The sequence below is a fragment of the Ferrovibrio sp. genome, assembly GCF_035304305.1.
Lineage (GTDB): Bacteria > Pseudomonadota > Alphaproteobacteria > Ferrovibrionales > Ferrovibrionaceae > Ferrovibrio.
Genome location: NZ_DATGQG010000067.1, coordinates 1 through 17,161, shown reverse-complemented (window position 1 = coordinate 17,161; position 17,161 = coordinate 1). Strand labels below are relative to the sequence as shown.

Sequence of the window (17,161 nt, the reverse complement as noted above, 5' to 3'; positions counted from 1 at the left end):
GGATCAGGCCCGGCCAGACTTTGATTCAGCTCAAGGAACGATCCGCGCGCGCGTCGTGTAATACCCGCCCAGACGCGCCGCGCCAGGCGCGCCATCGGAGGGCCCCATCATGGCAGCGAAACAGGCGAAAACCCGTCGCCGCGCGGCTGGACGCGCGGATATCACCCCCGGCAGCGCCGCAGACGGCCTGCAGACCGGGGAACAGGCACGCCGCCAGGCCGAGCGGCTGCAATCGGTGCAGACCCGTCTGCTCGACATCTACAGCAGCTTCATGACGCACTGGCTGCAGCGGCGGCAGAGCGCGGCCCAGGCTGCCCTGGACGCAGCGCAGCGCGCCCTGGCCGACGGCGACCGTCCGGCCACGCTGCCGCAGATCTACGGCGAGTGGATGCAGGGCAGCCTCGAGCGCATCGCCGCCGATATCCGGGAATGCCAGGAATGCGGCAGCGAGATCATCGCCACGATGCAGGACAGCCTGCCGCTGCCGGATCGCGAATTGCAGGGCGAAGACGCCCGCTGAGCCGCTTCAGGGCGAGACGCGCTCCTCCGGAATGGCCGGACGCTCCACGCCATCCGAGCCGCTTTCCGGCGTCGCCGCGGTTTCCGGCGCCTGGAAGATGCGGCGCAGGAATCCCGGCGCGATGGCCGACAACGGATTGACGGTGAACTGCGGATCGTTGCGCGGACCCGAGACGGCGAAATTGACGCCGATGATGCCGTCGCCGACGAAGATGTCGCCCAGCACCGGGATCTTGCCCAGGATCGTGTTCAGCACGAAGGCGGGCACGGCCGTGCCATTGACGCTGATATGGTCGGTGTGGTTGTTGACGGTGCCCTCGAAAGTGATGCCGATCTGCGGGCCGCGCAGGCGCGACGGCTTGATCGTCAGGACGCCGTCCTTCTGCTCGAAGGGCACGTCGCCCTTCTCGAACAGGATGCCCTCGCCCGACAGCAGCGCGCCGAGACCGGTGAAGGAGCCGGCGCCGAACAGCCGCGCCAGGAACGGCGCCTTCACCGCGCGCACGTCCAGCATCACCATGCGGCCGCTGAGCGGCTGGCCCGGCTGCGCATCGTCGTAGCGGCCGAGCACTTCCATCCGGCCGCCCTGCATGTCGGTGATGCCGAGCAGATGCAGCACCGCCCCGGCATTGTCGGAGCGCAGTTCCAGCTTGCGGCCATCGAGCTGCGGCCCGATCGTCAGCGTCATGCCGCCGGTCTTCGCGAAGCCGCCGGTCAGGCTCACGGTTTCCAGCCGCGTCGGCTCGCGCCGGACGCTGACCGAGAGATTGCGCATCTCCAGATCCGTTTCGACCACGGCCTCGTCGAAGCGCAGGTCCAGCGCCAGGCGCGGTTTCGTCGCCGGCGCTCCGCCGGGCTGCGCAGCTGGAGCCGCCACATCGCTGCCCATCGCATCCTTGATGAAGGGACGCAGGTCGTAGCGTTTGCCGCGCAGCTCGATCTGCCCGTCACCGGCGGCGTTGAAGCTGATTTTGCCAGTGACGTCGTTGTCGTCATGGCGGAACTCGGCGATGTCGGCCGACCAGCCACCGCCCTGCGGCAGCACCGCCTTCGCTTTGAGGCTGAGCTGCGGGCCCTTCACCTCGATCAGGTCGAAGCGCACCGGCTGGCCGGTTTTGGTGCGGATCTGCACCCTGCCTTGTGCCGCCTGTCCGGCCGGCTTGGTGAAATGCGCGTCGGCGATGTCGAACACCGTCTCGGTAAAATCGAACTCGCCGTTGACCACCGTCTCGCCGCCGCGGCGCTCCTCGATCTCCAGCGAGGCCTGCGCCGGCCCGTCGATATAGGGCGCGAGCGGATAGCCGAGCGCCGCGCGCTGCGCCTCGTCAATGCTGCCCTTCAGGCGGTAGCGCGCCTGCACCGCAGCCCTGGCGCTGAATTCCTGCCGCCAGGCCAGCTGCAGCGGCACACCGTTCAGCACGGCATTGCCGCTGCCGTCGAGCCCGTTGGTATCGACCTTCAGCTTCATTTCGCCCTGGCTCAGCTCATAACGGTTGAGCAGACCGGCCATGCTCAGGTTTTTCAGGTCGGCTTCCGCCGTGACGCCGACATCCTCCACCTTGAGGCTGGCGACCAGTGGGAAGCGCAGGCGGAAGCGCACGGTGGCGTCGCCACCGACGCTGGCCGGCTTGATTCCCAGTCGCGAGGGAAAACCGAGCGGTTTCTGGTCGAGCAGCGCCAGCACGTCCCTGCCCGTGCCGCGTACCTGCGCGCTGATGTCGGTCTGCTGCTTCTCGGCCTGCAGGCTGAGAATCTTCACCACGCCGCTGCCGAGTTGCAGCGGCCCGGCCTTCGCGCTCTCGACATGCAGCTCGAAATCCTCGGCATCCATCGACGCCTTGCCCTTCGCCTCCGACAGCTTCGTCATCGGCGTAAGGTAGTCGACCTCGAGTCCCCCGAAGGTGAAATCGAGCTTCAGCGCCTCGCGCGGCATCGGCTCGGCGCCGTCCAGCATCGCCGGCGTGAGTTTCGCAGCGAACCGGCCGCTCTGGACCTCGCCCTTCCTGATGTTGGTCACCACCCAGTCGCGGGCATTCTGCGCCATGCCCTGCGGCCAGTAGAGCGCCAGGGCATCGGTGGCGAGACCGGAAAATTCCCCTTGCACGTCGAGGGAGAAGCGGTTGCGCGCCTCCTCGATCACGTTCCCGGCGAACGCGAGACGGAAGCCGTCGGCCATCGCGATCTCGGCCTGCTCCAGTACCAGTACGCCGTCGGCCGCGGCGATCAGCCCTCTGAAGGCCGCCGATTCCATCTGCAGCGGCGCAGCGAACAGTTCCGGCGCCTCGATGCTGCCGGCAGCGGCGGCGAGATCGAAACCGAGATCGAGCTGCCGGCCATCCTCGGTCACGGTGAGCATCAGGTTGCCGGAGAGCGGCGCGCGGACATAGGACAGCGGCGCGAGTTCGGGCACCACGTCGGCGAAATCCGACGGTTCGACATTGCCGAAGCCGAGGACCACGCGCGCAGATCGGTCGCTGGCTGCGTAATCGGCGTCGACCTTGAGTTCGACCTGACGGCCGCGCCAGTCGAGGCTGCCCGAGGCGGTGGCGAAGACATGCCCCTCGCCGCGCTGGAGCACGATCTGCGCGCCGGGCACGACCCAGCGCTGGTCGAGCCGCCAGTCCTCCAGCAGCAGCCGCTCGGTGAGAATGGACACCGTCTCGAGCTGGCCGAAGGGGTCGTCCAGGCTGCGCTCGCGCGACAGCAGTTCGAAGGCCGCCGCGAACAGCCGGGCTTCCGAACCGTCCACCGCGGACGGATCCTCCATCACCGCGCCGTCCTGCGCCTCGGGCGCCGCTGCCACGCCATCCTCCTCGGCGCTGCCGATCAGGAACTTTCCCGAGGCGTCGCGGACCAGGCGGGCCTGGACGCCGCTGATATGCAGATAGCGTGGCGCGATCACGCCGCGCAGCAGCGCCCTGCCGCTCAGCCCCATGTCGATGTTCGGCACCTCGAGGCCGACTCTTTCGCCCTTGATCTGGTAGCGCACGTTGAACAGCCGCAGTCGCAGACTCTCGTCGCGCTCGGACCAGGCCAGCACGACGTCGTCCATCTCGGCATTGATGCCGAGCTGCGGGACGGTCAGGGCCTCCCGGATATAGGGAATCAGGAAGTCGAGCGAGACCGGTCCCTGGGCAACGCGCCAGGCGAGGAAGCCGGCAAGAATGGCAAGGGTCGCCAGCACGGCCATCACCGTGCGCACCAGCAACCGACTCCACCGCAGCATCGCCCTGTTGTCCTCACATCATCCGGTCGTGGACGCCGCGGCCGAAGCCGGATCTGACCCACTGGCTTGACCCTTCGGCAACTTTAGCCGAACTTCGCGAACTGCACGAGAGAGACGCCATGTCCGACCCCGCCGTTCCATCACCTTTGCCGGACTGGCGCCGCCTGCCGCCGCCCTTCGACCGCGATGCGGTGGGGCTCGGCTTCGATGCCTGGTCGGCGGTCATCGCCGAGCTTGAGGACCGGTCCCGGGCCAGGGCACTCGCCGGGCTGGCCGCGAAGGGGAACGGAAAGGCGCTGCTGACCGCCCTGTTCGGCAATTCGCCCTACCTCACCCAGCTCGTGCTGAACGAGCCCGACATGGTGAATCTGCTGCTGGAATATGGCCCCAATGCGGCGGTCGACCAGGCCATGGCGGCACTGCGCGAGGCTGCCCGCACGTCGGCGGAACCGGCAGACCTGGCCGCGCCGCTGCGCCGGAACAAGCGGCGGATCGCGCTGGCCATCGCGGTGGCCGACATCACGGAGTTCTGGCCGCTGACGCAGATCACCGGCGCGCTGAGCGATTTCGCGGCGCTGAGCGTGGATGCCGCCATGACGGTGCTGCTGCGCGAGGCCGCCGCCCGCGGCGAGCTGGAGCTGCCCGCGCCCGAGGATGACCCCTGCCGCGGTTCGGGCTTCGTCGCCCTCGGCATGGGCAAGCTCGGCGCGCGCGAGCTGAACTACTCCAGCGATATCGACCTGATCATGCTCTATGACCAGGAGGTCACGCGCTACACCGGCCGCCGCTCGGCGCTCGAGGCCTTCATCCGCATGACGCAGCAGATGGTGCGGCTGCTCAGCGAGCGTACCGAGGACGGCTACGTCTTCCGCACCGACCTGCGGCTGCGCCCCGATCCGGGCTCGACGCCGGTAGTGCTCTCCATGGCCGCGGCCGAGACCTATTACGAAAGCTTCGGCCAGAACTGGGAACGCGCCGCGATGATCAAGGCACGGCCGGTCGGCGGCGATATCGACGCGGGCAAGGGCTTCCTGCAGCGCCTGACACCCTATGTATGGCGCAAGAATCTCGATTTCGCCGCGATCGAGGACATCCAGTCGATCAAGCGGCAGATCCATGCCCACAAGGGCCATGCCCGGATCGCGGTGGCGGGCCACAACATCAAGCTGGGTCGCGGCGGCATCCGCGAGATCGAGTTCTTCGCCCAGACCCAGCAGCTGATTTCCGGCGGCCGCGACACCCGTCTGCGGCCGCCCGCCACCTGCGACGCGCTGCGCGCGCTGGTCGCCACCGAACGGCTGGACCAGGCGGCCTGCGACGAGCTGATCGAGGATTACGAATATCTGCGCAAGGTGGAGCACCGGCTGCAGATGATCGGCGACGAGCAGACCCATACCCTGCCCGAGGACGAGCGCGGGCTTGCGCATCTCGCCTGCTTCCTCGGCGAGGCCGATGCCGAGGCCTTCCGGCAGAAGCTGCGCAGCACGCTGGAGCGGGTGAAACGCCACTATGACGGCCTGTTCGCGGAGGCGACGTCGCTGGGCAGCGAGAGCGGCAGTCTGGTCTTCACCGGCACCGACGACGACCCCGAAACGCTGAAGACGCTGAGCAGCCTCGGCTTCAGCGACCCGTCTGAAATCGCAGCGATGATCCGCGGCTGGCATTTCGGCCGTTACCGCGCCATGCGCTCGGAGCGCGCCCGCGAGAAGCTGACGGCGATCATGCCGCAGCTGCTGGAATGCTTCTCGCGCACCGGCTCGCCCGACGTGGCGATCCGCCGCTTCGACCATTTCCTCAGCGGCCTGCCGGCCGGCGTGCAGCTCTTCTCGCTGCTGCAGGCCAATCCCGCCGTGCTGGATACCCTGGCGGAAGTGCTGGCCGCGGCGCCGCAGCTGGCGGAAACGCTGGCGCAGAACAGTGCCCGCTTCGACAGCCTGCTGGAATATGCCACCCATGCGCCCGTCTTCGAGGCCGAGGCGCTGGACGCCAGCCTGAAGCGGCAGCTTTCGGCGGCGCGCGACTTCCAGGACGTACTGGATTGGACCCGGCGCTGGACCGCGGAGCACAAGCTGCAGATCGGCATCGCGCTGCTGCGCGGCACGATGAACGGCGAGGCCGCCGGCCATGCCCTCAGCCTCATTGCCGATGTCGTGCTCTGCGAGCTGCTGTCGCATGTGACAAAGGAGTTCGAGGCGCAGCATGGCCGGATCCGCAACGCGAAGGTGGCGCTGCTCGGCTTCGGCCGGCTCGGCAGCCGCGAGCTCACACTGGAATCCGATCTCGACCTGGTGCTGATCTTCGACTGCCCGGCTAATGCCGGGCAATCCAGCGGCACGCGGCCGCTGACGCCGGGCCTGTATTTCGCACGGCTCTGCCAGCGCTTCATCAACGCGGTGACCGCGATGACCGGCGAAGGCCGGCTGTACGAGGTCGACATGCGGCTGCGGCCCAGCGGCGGCGCCGGCCCGATCGCCATCAGTTTCGACGCCTTCGCCGAATACCAGCGCAGCGAAGCTTGGACCTGGGAGCATATGGCGCTGACGCGGGCACGCACGATCTGCGGCCCTGCCGCCTTCCGGGGCAAGCTGGAAAAGCTGCGGCTCGAGGTGCTGAAGCAGCCGCGCGACGCCGACCGGCTGCTCGCCAATGTCGCCAGCATGCGCGCGCGCATGGCGGCGGCGCAGAAGAGCCCGGTGCCGCTGTGGGACCTGAAGCTGCAGCGCGGTGGCCTCGTCGACCTTGAGTTCGTCGTGCAGTATCTCCTGCTGCGTCATGGCGCCGGGAAGCCGGCGATCCTGCAGAGCAATCCGCGCCAGGCGCTCGCAGCCATCGCGAAGGCGAAGCTGCTGGATGCGAAGACGGCTGCCCTGCTGAGCGATGCGGCCGATTTCTACGCCACCCTGCTCGGCGTGACGCGGCTGGCCGGCAAGGACGAAGCCACCGATCCCGAACGCTGGCCGCCGGCCCTGCGCCTGCGCCTGCCGAAGCTGGTCGGCGAGCCCGATCTCGATGCCGTGACGGCGCGTCTTGCCGCCACACAGAAAGCCGTGCATGAGATTTTCCAGAGCCTGATCGAGACACCCGCGGCGCCGCATCTGGCGCTGGCGGATTCTCTCAGCGCGCAGCAGGAGACATCCGGAGAACCGTCATGAGCAAAAGCAGCAAGAGCAAGGAACTCGAAGTCGGCGACAAGGCGCCGGCCTTCACCCTACCCACCGATGGCGGCGGCAAGGTCTCGCTGAGCGAACTGAAGGGCAAGCCGGTGGTGCTGTACTTCTATCCGAAGGACGACACGACCGGCTGCACGAAGGAAGCCCTCGACTTCTCGGCCGCCAAGGCGAAGTTCGACCGGCTCGGCGCGGTGGTGATCGGCTGCTCGCGCGACTCGGTCGCCAGCCACGACAAGTTCAAGACCAAGCACAAGCTGAAGCTGACGCTCGCGGCCGACGAAACCGGGAAGGTGACCGATTCGTACGGCGTGTGGGTCGAGAAAAGCCTCTACGGCCGCAAATACATGGGGATCGAGCGCGCCACCTTCCTGATCGGGCCCGACGGGCGAATCGCGGCGATTTGGCGGAAGGTGAAAGTGCCGGGTCATGTCGACTCCGTGCTGAAGGCGATTCAGGCCCTAAGAGAATCAAGAGCTTGCCATGCTTACCCACACCCTGTGGATAACCGACGCGACATCCCGTAAGTATGTGTTCGGGCGAGTTTTTTTGCTCTATGCAGGTGATTCTTCCTTGCGTTTACCAAGTTAAATAAGCCCTAATCAGCCCCGGAGTTTTGGCGAGCGGAACAGCAACAGTTGGGGGGCTGAGTGACGCGACGCGCGAGACGGCAATGGCGGGAGTTGCGCGACCGCCTGTTTCCGGAAAGACAGATCATTTTCCGCAGTCGGGGCGACGTGCGTTACATCGCCCTGTCGACGCGGAGCCAGCTGCTGCTGGCGACCGGCACCGTCCTGTTTGCCGGCTGGATCGGTTATTCCTCCGTGAACGTCTTCTACCGCGACGCGATGCTGGAAGCCCGTGACCGCCGCATTGCCGAGCTGAGCCTCGCCTACGACCGCCTCGCCGCCGATTTCAGCAAGACCCAGGAAAACTTCGTCGTCGCCTCGCGCGACCTCGAGGAGCGCTACAACCGCCTCTACGAGATGGCGACGCAGCAGCGCGGCACGGCCATGGGTGAAGGCGGCGCCGATCCGAAGGTAACCGTCCTGCCGAAGGACAAGCCCGCCCTGCCGACCGCCGTCGCCACCGCCGATCCCGTGGTCGCGGAACCGAAACCGGCCGCGGAGCGCGTGACCGAGAATCCGGCCGAGCCCGCCCCGGCAGTGGCTGACAAAACGACCGCCGAGAAGACCGCGGCCGAAGAGTCGGCCCCGCAGCAGGTCGCCACGCTGGATGCGAAGGTCGAGCCGGCGGAGGACGCCGCAGCGCCGGTCGAAGACCTCGAGGCCATGCTGCGCGAGTCGAAGGTCAAGCCACCGGTTCCGGCGGTGAAGCCGCGCGAGATCGAAAGCCGGCTGCTCGCCGTGCGCGGCCGCCAGCGCGAGTTGCTGGACGAACTGGCGCAGCGCACCGAGAAGAGCGTCGCGGCGATGGAGAAGGCCCTGGCGCGCACCGGACTGGATCTGGCAGGCATGCTGGGCCGCGCGGCCGAAGCGCGCGCCGATGTCGGCGTCGGCGGGCCGCTGCGCGCGCTGGGCATGAACGAGCGCGAGACGACCGGCGTGGCGCTGGCCTCAGCCGACGACACCGTCGCCCGCGACATGGCCAATCTGGAAGACAAGCTCGGCCGCTGGGGCGAACTGATGGCACTGGCGCAGCGCCTGCCGCTCGCCGTCCCGATGCAGGGCGAAGCGGATATCTCGAGCAATTTCGGCCGTCGTCTCGACCCCTTCACCAAACAGTGGGCCTTCCATGCCGGCATCGACTATATCGGCCCGTACCGCGCGCCGGTGATGGCGACGGCGCCGGGCGTAGTGGTCTTCTCGGGCCGCAAGGGCCCCTATGGCCGCACGGTCGAGATCGATCACGGCCTGGGCATCAAGACGCGCTACGCGCATCTGAGCTCGATCAGCGTGAATACCGGCGAGGTGGTTGCCTTCGGCAAGACGGTGGGCACCATGGGCTCGACCGGCCGCAGCACCGGACAGCATCTCCACTACGAAATCCTGCTCGACGACGAACAGATCGACCCGAGCAAATTCATCGAGGCTGGCTATCATGTTTTCAAGCAGCAAGAAAACCACTCCGCCGCCCGCTAAGCAGGCGCCGCCCTCCATTCTTTCCGCCGGTCTGGTGGTGAATGGCGACCTCAACTGCGATGGCGAGATGCAGATCGACTGCCTGGTGAATGGCGACGTCACCGCGGTACGGCTGGCCATCGGCGAGAATGCCAGGGTGACCGGCGAGGTTATGGCCGAACATCTGCTGATCCGCGGCGAGGTGATCGGCCGCATCCGCGCCAAGTCGGTGGAACTCGACCGCACCGCCAAGGTGCGCGGCGACATCTGGCACGAACTGCTTTCGATCGCGGCCGGCGCCAAGATCGAAGGCCTGTGCAAGTTCGTCGAGAATCCGCGCGAGGCTGCCAAGCTGAGCGTCGTCGAAACCGCCGAACCGGCCACCAAGGCGATCAAGGCAACCGGCGACCTGCCGCTGCCCAGCCTCGCCCGCGCCGCCACGAGCTGATACGATCCCCCGGCGTCGTCACGAACCGGGCGGCGCAATCCGCCTGAACCCTGACTTATGGATGCCGCGATGAGTCTCGTTCTTCACACCATTATCTGCAGTACCCGCCCCGGCCGCGTCGGCCTGCCCGTCGCGCAATGGTTCCACGGCGTGGCCAGCAAGCATGAGGCATTCGATGCCAGGCTGGTCGACCTGGCGGAATTCAACCTGCCGATCTACGACGAGCCGAAGCATCCCACACTGCAGCAGTACGAGCACGAGCACACGAAACGCTGGAGCGCGAGCGTCGCCGCCGCCGACGCCTTCGTGTTCGTCACGCCGGAATACAATTTCGGCCCGCCACCCTCGCTGGTGAACGCGCTGAACTACGTCTACAGGGAATGGAACTACAAGCCCGCCGCCTTCGTCAGCTATGGCGGCGTCTCCGGCGGCATCCGCGCGGTGCAGATGGAAAAGCACACGCTCACCACGCTGAAGATGATGCCGATCCTGGAAGCAGTGATGATTCCGATGGTGGCGCAGCATATGGAGAACGGCCGCTTCATGGCCAAGGAGATCCATGAGACCTCCGCCACCGCGCTGCTCAACGAGCTGGCCCGCTGGGCCGCCGCGCTCAAGCCGATGCGTTCGGGCGTCTAAGGCTCAGAACCGTCCCTCCCGCAGGAACCGGATCACTGCCGCGATCACCCCGTCGTCGGCGGGCATGAAGGTGTGGCCGACATCGAGCGTCAGGATGGCCGTTGCGCCCTCCAGACGCGCGGAATCGCATTCCACCGTACCGTCGCTGTCCTCCGTCGCGCCATGCAGGCGGTTGATCCAGGCGCTGGGATTGAGCGGATCGAAGCGCCGCGTGCCGACGATCACACCGGTTTCCAGCGGTGGCCGGCCGATCGAGGCCAGCCAGGGCGCGTCGCGGTAGAGCTCACGGGCGCAGCGCCCCAGCAGGCCGGGCAGCGCGCGCGTCCAGCCCTTCGCCTGCAGCCGCGTGACGGAGAGCGCGCCGCGGTTGGGCACGCCGAGCAGCACCAGCCGGCCGCAGGGAAAAGGCGGCGTCTCGCACAAAGCCGCGCGCAGGATCAGCCCGCCGAGAGAATGACCGACGAAATGCGTCCGCGGCGCGGGATCGAGGCCGGCGCAGAAGGCGCGAAACTGCGCCACCAGTTCGGCGAAGCCGTACCGCCGGCTCGAATATCCATGATTGATGACATGGTAGCCTTCGCGACGAAGCGCAGCAGCCATGCGCGCCATGCTGCGCCGCGTGCGCGACAGGCCGTGCAGGAGAATGACGCGGTCGGGCGGCGTCTCGTTGCCCTCGCCCTCCCGCTTCGCGGGTCCTTCCCTCCCCTGCATCCGGGAGAGGGCCGGGGCGAGGGTATTCACGCCCGCTTACGCCGCCTTGTCGCCGCCGACTTTGGCGGCGAGCTGCGCGGCCATGAACTGGTCGAGATCGCCATCCAGCACGCCCTGGGTGTCGCTGGTCTCCAGCTCGGTGCGCAGGTCCTTCACCATCTGGTAGGGATGCAGCACATAGGAGCGGATCTGGTGACCCCAGCCGATGTCCGTCTTGGAGTCGAACGCCGCCTGCTTCTCCGCCTCGCGCTTCTGCAGTTCGCGCTCATAGAGGCGCGCCTTCAGCATCTTCATCGCCTCGTCGCGGTTGCGGTGCTGCGACTTGTTGGTCTGGCAGGCCACCACGATGCCGGTCGGGATATGCGTGATACGCACGGCCGAGTCCGTCTTGTTGACGTGCTGGCCGCCGGCGCCCGAGGCGCGGTAGGTGTCGACGCGCAGATCCTTATCCAGCACCTCGATCTCGATCGTGTCGTCGATCACCGGGTAGGCGCCGACAGAGGCGAAGCTGGTGTGCCGCCGCGCGTTGGAATCGAAGGGCGAAATGCGCACCAGACGGTGCACGCCGCTCTCGTTCTTCAGCCAGCCATAGGCATTCGGGCCGATGACCTTGATGGTGGCCGACTTGATGCCGGCCTCCTCGCCCTCGCTCTCTTCCTGGAACTCGACCTTGTAGCCCTTGCGCTCGGCCCAGCGCACGTACATGCGCAGCAGCATCGAGGCCCAGTCCTGGCTCTCGGTGCCGCCGGCGCCGGCATGCACTTCGAGGAAGCTGTCATTGCCGTCGGCCTCGCCCGACAGCAGGCTTTCCAGCCGCGCCTTGGCCACCTCGTCGCGCAGGGCCTCGATGGCGCCTTCGGCCTCCGCGACGATGCCCGCGTCGCCCTCGGCTTCGCCCAATTCGATCAGTTCGATATTGTCGGCAAGCGCCTGTTCCAGCCGGCGCTGCGTGCCCACGGCACGGTCGAGCCGGTTGCGCTCGCGCATCAGCGCCTGCGCCTCGGCCGGGTTGTCCCAAAGAGTGGTGTCTTCGGCCCTGGCGTTCAGTTCCTCAAGTCTCTTGACTGCGTTATCCCAGTCAAAGAGACCTCCTCAGCAGTCCGAGCGACTGCTGGATTTCGTCGGCCATCGCCCTGATTTCGGCGCGCATCTGCTTAATTCCCGGTACTGAAAACTGCGGGCCGGACCATACGGATTCCGGCCGGTTTCGTCAAATAGCCCAATCTCGTCACCCCCGCGCCTGCTTCACCAAGCTGCGCATGGCTTCCAGCGGAATGGCGCCGGGCACCAGTTCCTCGCCGATCACGAAGCCTGGCGTGCCCTGGATGCCGAGCTTGCCGGCGAGTTCGTGATTGGCGCGCAGGACCTGCTCCACCTTCGGCGCCGTCATGTCGGCCTTCAGCTTGGTGACGTTCAGGCCGGCCTCGCGCGCCATGCGGAAGATCTCGGCTTCGGAGAACTGGCCGCGATGACTCATCATCGCATTGTGGAAGGCAAGATACTTGCCGCCCTTGTCCTGTTCGAGGGCGGCGACGGCGGCGCGCGAGGCGACCAGGCTTTCCGGCCCCAGCACCGGAAGTTCCTTGAGCACCAGCCGCACCTTGCTGTCCTCCTTCAGCAGCGCCTGCAGGGAGGGATGCACCTGCTTGCAGTAACCGCAGCGGTAATCGAAAAACTCGACGATGGTGACGTCGCCCTTCGGGTTGCCGGCCACATAGGAATGGCTGTCGTTGAAGAGTTCGCCGCGGTTGGCGGCGATGGCGGCGCGGGCCGTCTGGGAAGCCTGGGCCTCCTGCTTTTCCTCCAGCGCCTGCATTGCTTCGATCAGGATTTCCGGATTGGTGACCAGCACCTCGCGGACCAGCCGCTCGATGGCCGCCTTCTGCTCCGGGGTGAAAGGCTGCTGCTGCGCCGCGGCCGGCAGGGCGAAGCAGGCCAGAAACGGCAGAAGAGCGAGAAGACGAAATGACATCTGTATCTTTCCTGTTGCGGTGAAAAATGGTGATCAGCGATTGCGCTGCAGCCGGCGTTCATCCTTGGCGGCGGAGATGATGTCCTGGGCGCGCAGCCAGCCGGGACTGCCCTCCTTCATCAGCCGCGCCGCCCGCTCGGCCTGGCCCTGGGCATCGCGCAGGGCATTGAGTACGAGATAGCGTTCGGCCGACGCCAGCGACGCCATGCCGATGTCGCCGGTACGGCCATAGGCGGTGGCCAGCTGCTGCCAGGCAGCGGCGTTGTCGGGCTCGCGCAGGGTCACCTGCTTGAGGATACCGATCGCCTCCTCGAGCCGGCTGTCGTCTTCCAGCGCGACGAGGCGCTGGGCGACACCGAAAGCGATCAGCGGCTCGCCCGGCGCCAGGCGGTAAGCCTCCTGCGACGGCGGCAGAGAGTCTGCTACCCGGCCCATGTTCAGCAGGATGTCGGCCTTCAGTTCGCGGAAGAACGGGTCGTTGGGATAATCGGCAATCAGCCGGTCGGTCTCGGTCAGGGCGCGATTGAAGTCCAGCGCGCGGAAATAGGCAAAGGCCCGCGCGTAGCGGCCATAGAGGGATGTATCGGTTTCCGGATACTTGCGGAGGGTAACGGAAAGCCCCTCGAGATAGCCGACCAGCTTGGCCTGCATGCGCTTGAAGCGCTCGATATTCTCCGGCGTGTCCTTCGCATCGCGTGCCGCCGAGCGAGCATTGCGCGATTCCAGGGCGGCGACGCGCTCCGGCGTCATCGGGTGGGTGCGCGCATAGGGATCCTGCCGCGTGGAATGCAGCAGGTCCTGCTGACCGAGGATCTGCAGGAACTCGATCAGGCCCGAGGCGCTCTGGCCGGTCTGTTCGAGGTAGCCGGCGCCGGACTGGTCGGCGGCCGATTCCTGGCTGCGGGTGAAGGCGAGAAAGCTGCGCTCGGCCAGATGCTGGCCGCCCAGCACGGCCGCCATGGCGGCGTCGCCCGACCCGGCCACGGCGGCGGCGGCGCCGAACAGCATCGAGAGGATCATCGCCGTGGTGGCGTCCTCGATCGCGCCGCCCATCCGGGCGAGATGGCCGCCGGCGATATGGGCGATTTCATGGGCCAGCACACCGATCACCTGGGCCGGCCGCTCGGCGCGGATCAGCAGTCCGGTATTGATGAAAATCCGCTGGCCGCCGGCCACGAATGCGTTCAGCACCCGGTCGTTGACCAGATGCACGGTAATGGCGTCGTTGTTCAGTCCGGCGGCCGCGAAGAGTGGCGCGGCATAGGCCCTGATGGTATTTTCGATCTCGGCGTCGCGCACCAGAGAGGCGCCGCGGCGCTGGGCCTCGGCGGCGGTCGGCAGGACCGTCGCGAGCACCATCAGCAGGATGCAGCCGACAGCGAGAATGGAACGGATGAAGGACCAGCGAAAGGCCATGGCGGAGTATTGTCCCAGCGGGCTGGCCCTGCAACGCCGGCAAGGCTCCGGTAAGTCCGTATTAGGTAGGCACAGCCATGCCATGCGTCAATGCGCACTGGTTGTCCTCACGGGCATGTTCCTCGCCGCATGCTCGAAATCCGACGGAATCCAGTCTCCCACCGCGCCCGGATCGATCGATTTCGTGAAGGGCTTCATCGGCGGCGTCGCTGCCGACGAGCCCCGCGCAGCGCTGGTGGCACGCGACATCCTGTCGGCCGGCGGCTCGGCCGCCGACGCGGCGGCTGCAGCCGCGCTCACCTATGCCGTCACCTATCCCTCCGGCGGCGGACTGGGCGCGGGCGGTGTCTGCATCGCCAGCGACACCAACCGCAAACGCGCCGAGACGATCGAATTTCCCGCCCTCGCCGCCAAGGCCGGTGGTCCCATCGCCATGCCGGCACTGGTGCGCGGCATCGGCCTGCTGCAGGGCCGTCACGGCAAGCTGCGCTGGGAAGCCGTGGTAGCGCCGGCCGAACAGCTGGCGCGCTTTGGCGAGAATGCCAGCCGCGCCTTCGTCCGCGCGGCGACGGATGCCCAGCCGCCGGTGGTCGGCGATCCGGCCCTGGCTACGCTTTTCGCCGCGCGCACCGGCGTGCCGGTGGAAGGCGAGCGGCGCAGCCAGCCGCAGCTCGCCGCCGTGCTGGCGCGCCTGCGGGCTGCCGGTCCCTCCGACTTCTACCAGGGCGCCCTGGCGCAGCAGGTGGCGGCCGATATCACCGCGGCCGGCGGCGGCATCACGCCGGACGAGTTGCGCGCCTACAGCGCCGGCATCGGCAAGCCGATCGAAGTGCCCTTTGCCGAGAACATGACCATCTATGCCTCGAACAATCCCGGCGGCGGTGCGGTTGCCGCCTGGCTGATCGAGCAGAGTTTCGAGAAGGGCCTGCTGATCGGCTCCGACAGCTTCAGCCGGGAGAAGTTCGTCTCCAGCCTCGGCCAGGCATATCGCGGGCTGGACGGCGCGCCGATGCGCGGCTACGGCTCCAGCAGCGTCGCGGTGCTCGACCGCGACGGCAAGGCGGTGGCCTGCACCTTCTCCATGGGCCCCGCTTTCGGCGCGCGCAGGCTGGGTCGTGAAACCGGCATCCTGTTTGCCGCCGCGCCGGGCACGCCGGGCGACGAAACGCCGTACATGACCGCCATGATCGGCATCAACACCCGGGTTGCGCAGAGTTTCGTCGCGGCCGCCTCCACCGGCGGCGCGCCCGCGCCCGCGGCCGCCGCGCAGAGCGTGCTGGAAGCGGTTCTGGGCAAGAGCAAGCAGGACAGCGCCCCGGCCGCACTCGCGCAGCCGCGCCTGCTGCAGTTCGGCAGCCAGGCGCCACTGCTGCATGAGCCCGGCGCGGATCCCGCCCTGCTTGCCGCGATGCGCAGCCGCGGCACGGCCCTCAGCGAGACTTCAGGGCTTGGCCGCGTCAATCTCGGCTATTGCAGCGCAGGTCTGCCGCGCGCACCGGGAAGCTGCAGCTTCGCCGCCGACCGCCGCGGCTTCGGTCTCGCCACGGGACTGAATTTCTGAACCGTATTGTTCCAAGCGTCATTACCGGAGTGAGCGTGATGTCCCCGTCCCTGCAGCCGTCCAAGCGCGGCGCCATCGATCCCTTCTATGTCATGGAGGTGATGAAGGCCGCCGCCGAACGCGAGGCCGCCGGCGGTGACGTCATCCATATGGAAGTCGGCCAGCCTTCCACGCCGGCGCCGCGTGCCGCCATCGCCGCCGCCGTCGCCGCCGCGCAGCGCGAGCCGCTCGGCTACACCCTGGCGCTCGGCGTACCGCAGCTCCGCGAGGCGATCGCAAAGCATTACCGTGACTATTACGGGCTGGCGGTTCCGGCGGAACGCATAATCGTCACCACTGGCTCTTCGGCCGGCTTCCTGCTCGCCTTCCTCGCCGCCTTCGATGCCGGCGACAAGGTGGCGCTGGGCGAGCCCGCCTATCCCGCCTACCGCAACATCCTCAAGGGCGTGAATCTCGAACCGGCGATGATCGTTACCGAGATGGCAACGCGCTTCCAGCCGACGCCCGCCGACATCCAGAAGCAGGCGCCGGATGCGAAGGGCGTGCTGGTGGCGAGCCCGGCCAATCCGACCGGCACCATGCTGGGCGAGGCAGAAATGAAGGCGCTGGTGGACGATTGCGCGGCGAAGAGCCGCTGGCTGATCGTCGACGAGATCTATCATGGCATCACCTATCACGGCCGCGCCCAGTCGGTGCTGGCACTCACCGACCAGGCGATCGTGATCAACAGCTTCTCGAAATATTTCTCGATGACCGGCTGGCGGCTCGGCTGGATGGTGGTGCCCGAGATCCTGCTGCGGCCGATCGAATGCCTGATGCAGAATCTCTACATCTCCTCGCCCGGCATCAGCCAGGTCGCCGGCATCGCGGCGCTCTCGGCCTATGACGAACTGGAGCAGAATGTCGCGCGCTATGCGAAGAACCGCGAGATCCTGCTGAACGAACTGCCGCAGGCCGGCTTCGACCGCCTGGCGCCGGCGGACGGCGCCTTCTACATCTATGCCGATATCAGCCGCTTCACCAACGACGCGAACGACTTCTGCAAGCGCATGCTGGCCGAGACCGGTATTGCCGCCACGCCGGGGATCGATTTCGACCGCGGCCGCGGTCATTACTTCATGCGTTTCTCCTTCGCCGGCGCGACCGACCGCATGAGCGAGGCGGCGAAACGGCTGAAGGCCTGGGCGAAGTAATCTCTCGTTCGTCATGCCCGGCCTGGTGCCGGGTATCCGCAACTTGCCCCGACATACGAGACGTGATGCTCCGGTGACCATCGGCGGGCGCCGGAACTTTTACCGTTTCGACGCGGTTGCAGCTTCGGGATCCGGAGGACGGCGATGCGCATCCACCACCTGAGCTGCGGGACCATGTGTCCGTGGGGCGGGAATCTGATGTTCGGGCCGGAAACCGATCCGAAGCTG

At 67.3% G+C, this 17,161-nt stretch carries 13 protein-coding genes; 8 read left to right on the top strand and 5 right to left on the bottom strand.

What is annotated here, in order from left to right; genetic code table 11:
- Positions 1 to 109: 109 nt before the first annotated feature.
- Positions 110 to 520 carry a hypothetical protein gene (locus VKZ87_RS08485; RefSeq protein WP_324220819.1) on the top strand — a complete coding sequence of 137 codons (411 nt, stop codon included), beginning with the start codon at positions 110 to 112 and terminating at the stop codon, positions 518 to 520.
- A gap of 6 nt (positions 521 to 526) precedes the next feature.
- On the opposite strand, the gene VKZ87_RS08480 is transcribed toward VKZ87_RS08485, so the two are convergent.
- Entirely contained in the window at positions 527 to 3,745 is a 3,219-nt protein-coding gene (locus VKZ87_RS08480; protein WP_324220818.1) for an AsmA-like C-terminal domain-containing protein, read from the bottom strand.
- A 119-nt stretch (positions 3,746 to 3,864) separates the two neighbouring features.
- On the opposite strand from VKZ87_RS08480, the gene VKZ87_RS08475 reads away from it, so the two are divergent.
- The 5 genes from VKZ87_RS08475 (at position 3,865) to VKZ87_RS08455 (ending at position 10,080) form a co-directional block, all read left to right on the top strand.
- A complete protein-coding gene (locus tag VKZ87_RS08475) occupies positions 3,865 to 6,897 on the top strand; it encodes a bifunctional [glutamine synthetase] adenylyltransferase/[glutamine synthetase]-adenylyl-L-tyrosine phosphorylase (RefSeq protein ID WP_324220817.1) in 3,033 nt (1,010 codons plus the stop codon).
- Complete coding sequence (locus tag VKZ87_RS08470; protein ID WP_324220816.1) at positions 6,894 to 7,439, top strand: peroxiredoxin; 546 nt, start codon at positions 6,894 to 6,896, stop codon at positions 7,437 to 7,439. The genes VKZ87_RS08475 and VKZ87_RS08470 overlap by 4 nt, the downstream gene beginning before the upstream one ends.
- Before the next feature lie 123 nt (positions 7,440 to 7,562).
- Positions 7,563 to 9,014: a peptidoglycan DD-metalloendopeptidase family protein gene (locus VKZ87_RS08465; RefSeq protein WP_324220815.1), complete on the top strand. Its 1,452-nt coding sequence runs from the start codon at positions 7,563 to 7,565 to the stop codon at positions 9,012 to 9,014.
- Positions 8,974 to 9,441, top strand: coding sequence for a polymer-forming cytoskeletal protein (locus tag VKZ87_RS08460; protein WP_324220814.1), 468 nt, complete (start codon positions 8,974 to 8,976; stop codon positions 9,439 to 9,441). Before VKZ87_RS08465 ends, VKZ87_RS08460 begins: the two co-directional genes overlap by 41 nt.
- 69 nt (positions 9,442 to 9,510) lie before the next feature.
- Positions 9,511 to 10,080 (top strand): NAD(P)H-dependent oxidoreductase, encoded by a 570-nt coding sequence (locus VKZ87_RS08455; RefSeq protein ID WP_324220813.1) that lies wholly within the window; start codon positions 9,511 to 9,513, stop codon positions 10,078 to 10,080.
- 3 nt (positions 10,081 to 10,083) lie between these two features.
- Here VKZ87_RS08455 and VKZ87_RS08450 read toward each other — a convergent pair whose 3' ends face one another.
- The 4 genes from VKZ87_RS08450 to VKZ87_RS08435 all read right to left on the bottom strand — a co-directional run bounded on the left by VKZ87_RS08450 (position 10,084) and on the right by VKZ87_RS08435 (position 14,179).
- A complete protein-coding gene (locus VKZ87_RS08450) occupies positions 10,084 to 10,821 on the bottom strand; it encodes an alpha/beta hydrolase family protein (protein WP_324220812.1) in 738 nt (245 codons plus the stop codon).
- A 6-nt stretch (positions 10,822 to 10,827) separates the two neighbouring features.
- Positions 10,828 to 11,941 (bottom strand): peptide chain release factor 2 gene (gene prfB / locus VKZ87_RS08445; protein ID WP_324220811.1). Its coding sequence is split into 2 segments (ribosomal slippage): positions 10,828 to 11,871 and positions 11,873 to 11,941, totalling 1,113 coding nucleotides; the frame shifts between segments, so codons are not numbered across the junction.
- 78 nt (positions 11,942 to 12,019) lie between these two features.
- On the bottom strand, positions 12,020 to 12,763 hold the full coding sequence (locus VKZ87_RS08440) for a DsbA family protein (RefSeq protein ID WP_324220810.1): 744 nt from the start codon (positions 12,761 to 12,763) through the stop codon (positions 12,020 to 12,022).
- A 33-nt stretch (positions 12,764 to 12,796) separates the two neighbouring features.
- Positions 12,797 to 14,179, bottom strand: coding sequence for a M48 family metalloprotease (locus tag VKZ87_RS08435; RefSeq protein WP_324220809.1), 1,383 nt, complete (start codon positions 14,177 to 14,179; stop codon positions 12,797 to 12,799).
- 115 nt (positions 14,180 to 14,294) lie between these two features.
- Here VKZ87_RS08435 and VKZ87_RS08430 point away from each other — a divergent pair, with 115 nt between their 5' ends.
- Positions 14,295 to 15,740, top strand: a complete 1,446-nt coding sequence (locus VKZ87_RS08430; RefSeq protein ID WP_324220808.1) for a gamma-glutamyltransferase — start codon at positions 14,295 to 14,297, stop codon at positions 15,738 to 15,740.
- 38 nt (positions 15,741 to 15,778) lie between these two features.
- Complete coding sequence (locus tag VKZ87_RS08425; protein ID WP_324220807.1) at positions 15,779 to 16,933, top strand: pyridoxal phosphate-dependent aminotransferase; 1,155 nt, start codon at positions 15,779 to 15,781, stop codon at positions 16,931 to 16,933.
- Positions 16,934 to 17,161: the final 228 nt, after the last annotated feature.

Coding starts and splice junctions, on each gene's coding strand:
- VKZ87_RS08475 (WP_324220817.1), top strand. CDS start 3,865: ATGTCCGACCCCGCCGTTCCATCACCTTTGCCGGACTGGCGCCGCCTG.
- VKZ87_RS08440 (WP_324220810.1), bottom strand. CDS start 12,763: ATGTCATTTCGTCTTCTCGCTCTTCTGCCGTTTCTGGCCTGCTTCGCC.
- VKZ87_RS08485 (WP_324220819.1), top strand. CDS start 110: ATGGCAGCGAAACAGGCGAAAACCCGTCGCCGCGCGGCTGGACGCGCG.
- VKZ87_RS08435 (WP_324220809.1), bottom strand. CDS start 14,179: ATGGCCTTTCGCTGGTCCTTCATCCGTTCCATTCTCGCTGTCGGCTGC.
- VKZ87_RS08470 (WP_324220816.1), top strand. CDS start 6,894: ATGAGCAAAAGCAGCAAGAGCAAGGAACTCGAAGTCGGCGACAAGGCG.
- VKZ87_RS08425 (WP_324220807.1), top strand. CDS start 15,779: ATGTCCCCGTCCCTGCAGCCGTCCAAGCGCGGCGCCATCGATCCCTTC.
- VKZ87_RS08480 (WP_324220818.1), bottom strand. CDS start 3,745: ATGCTGCGGTGGAGTCGGTTGCTGGTGCGCACGGTGATGGCCGTGCTG.
- VKZ87_RS08460 (WP_324220814.1), top strand. CDS start 8,974: ATGTTTTCAAGCAGCAAGAAAACCACTCCGCCGCCCGCTAAGCAGGCG.
- VKZ87_RS08455 (WP_324220813.1), top strand. CDS start 9,511: ATGAGTCTCGTTCTTCACACCATTATCTGCAGTACCCGCCCCGGCCGC.
- VKZ87_RS08430 (WP_324220808.1), top strand. CDS start 14,295: ATGTTCCTCGCCGCATGCTCGAAATCCGACGGAATCCAGTCTCCCACC.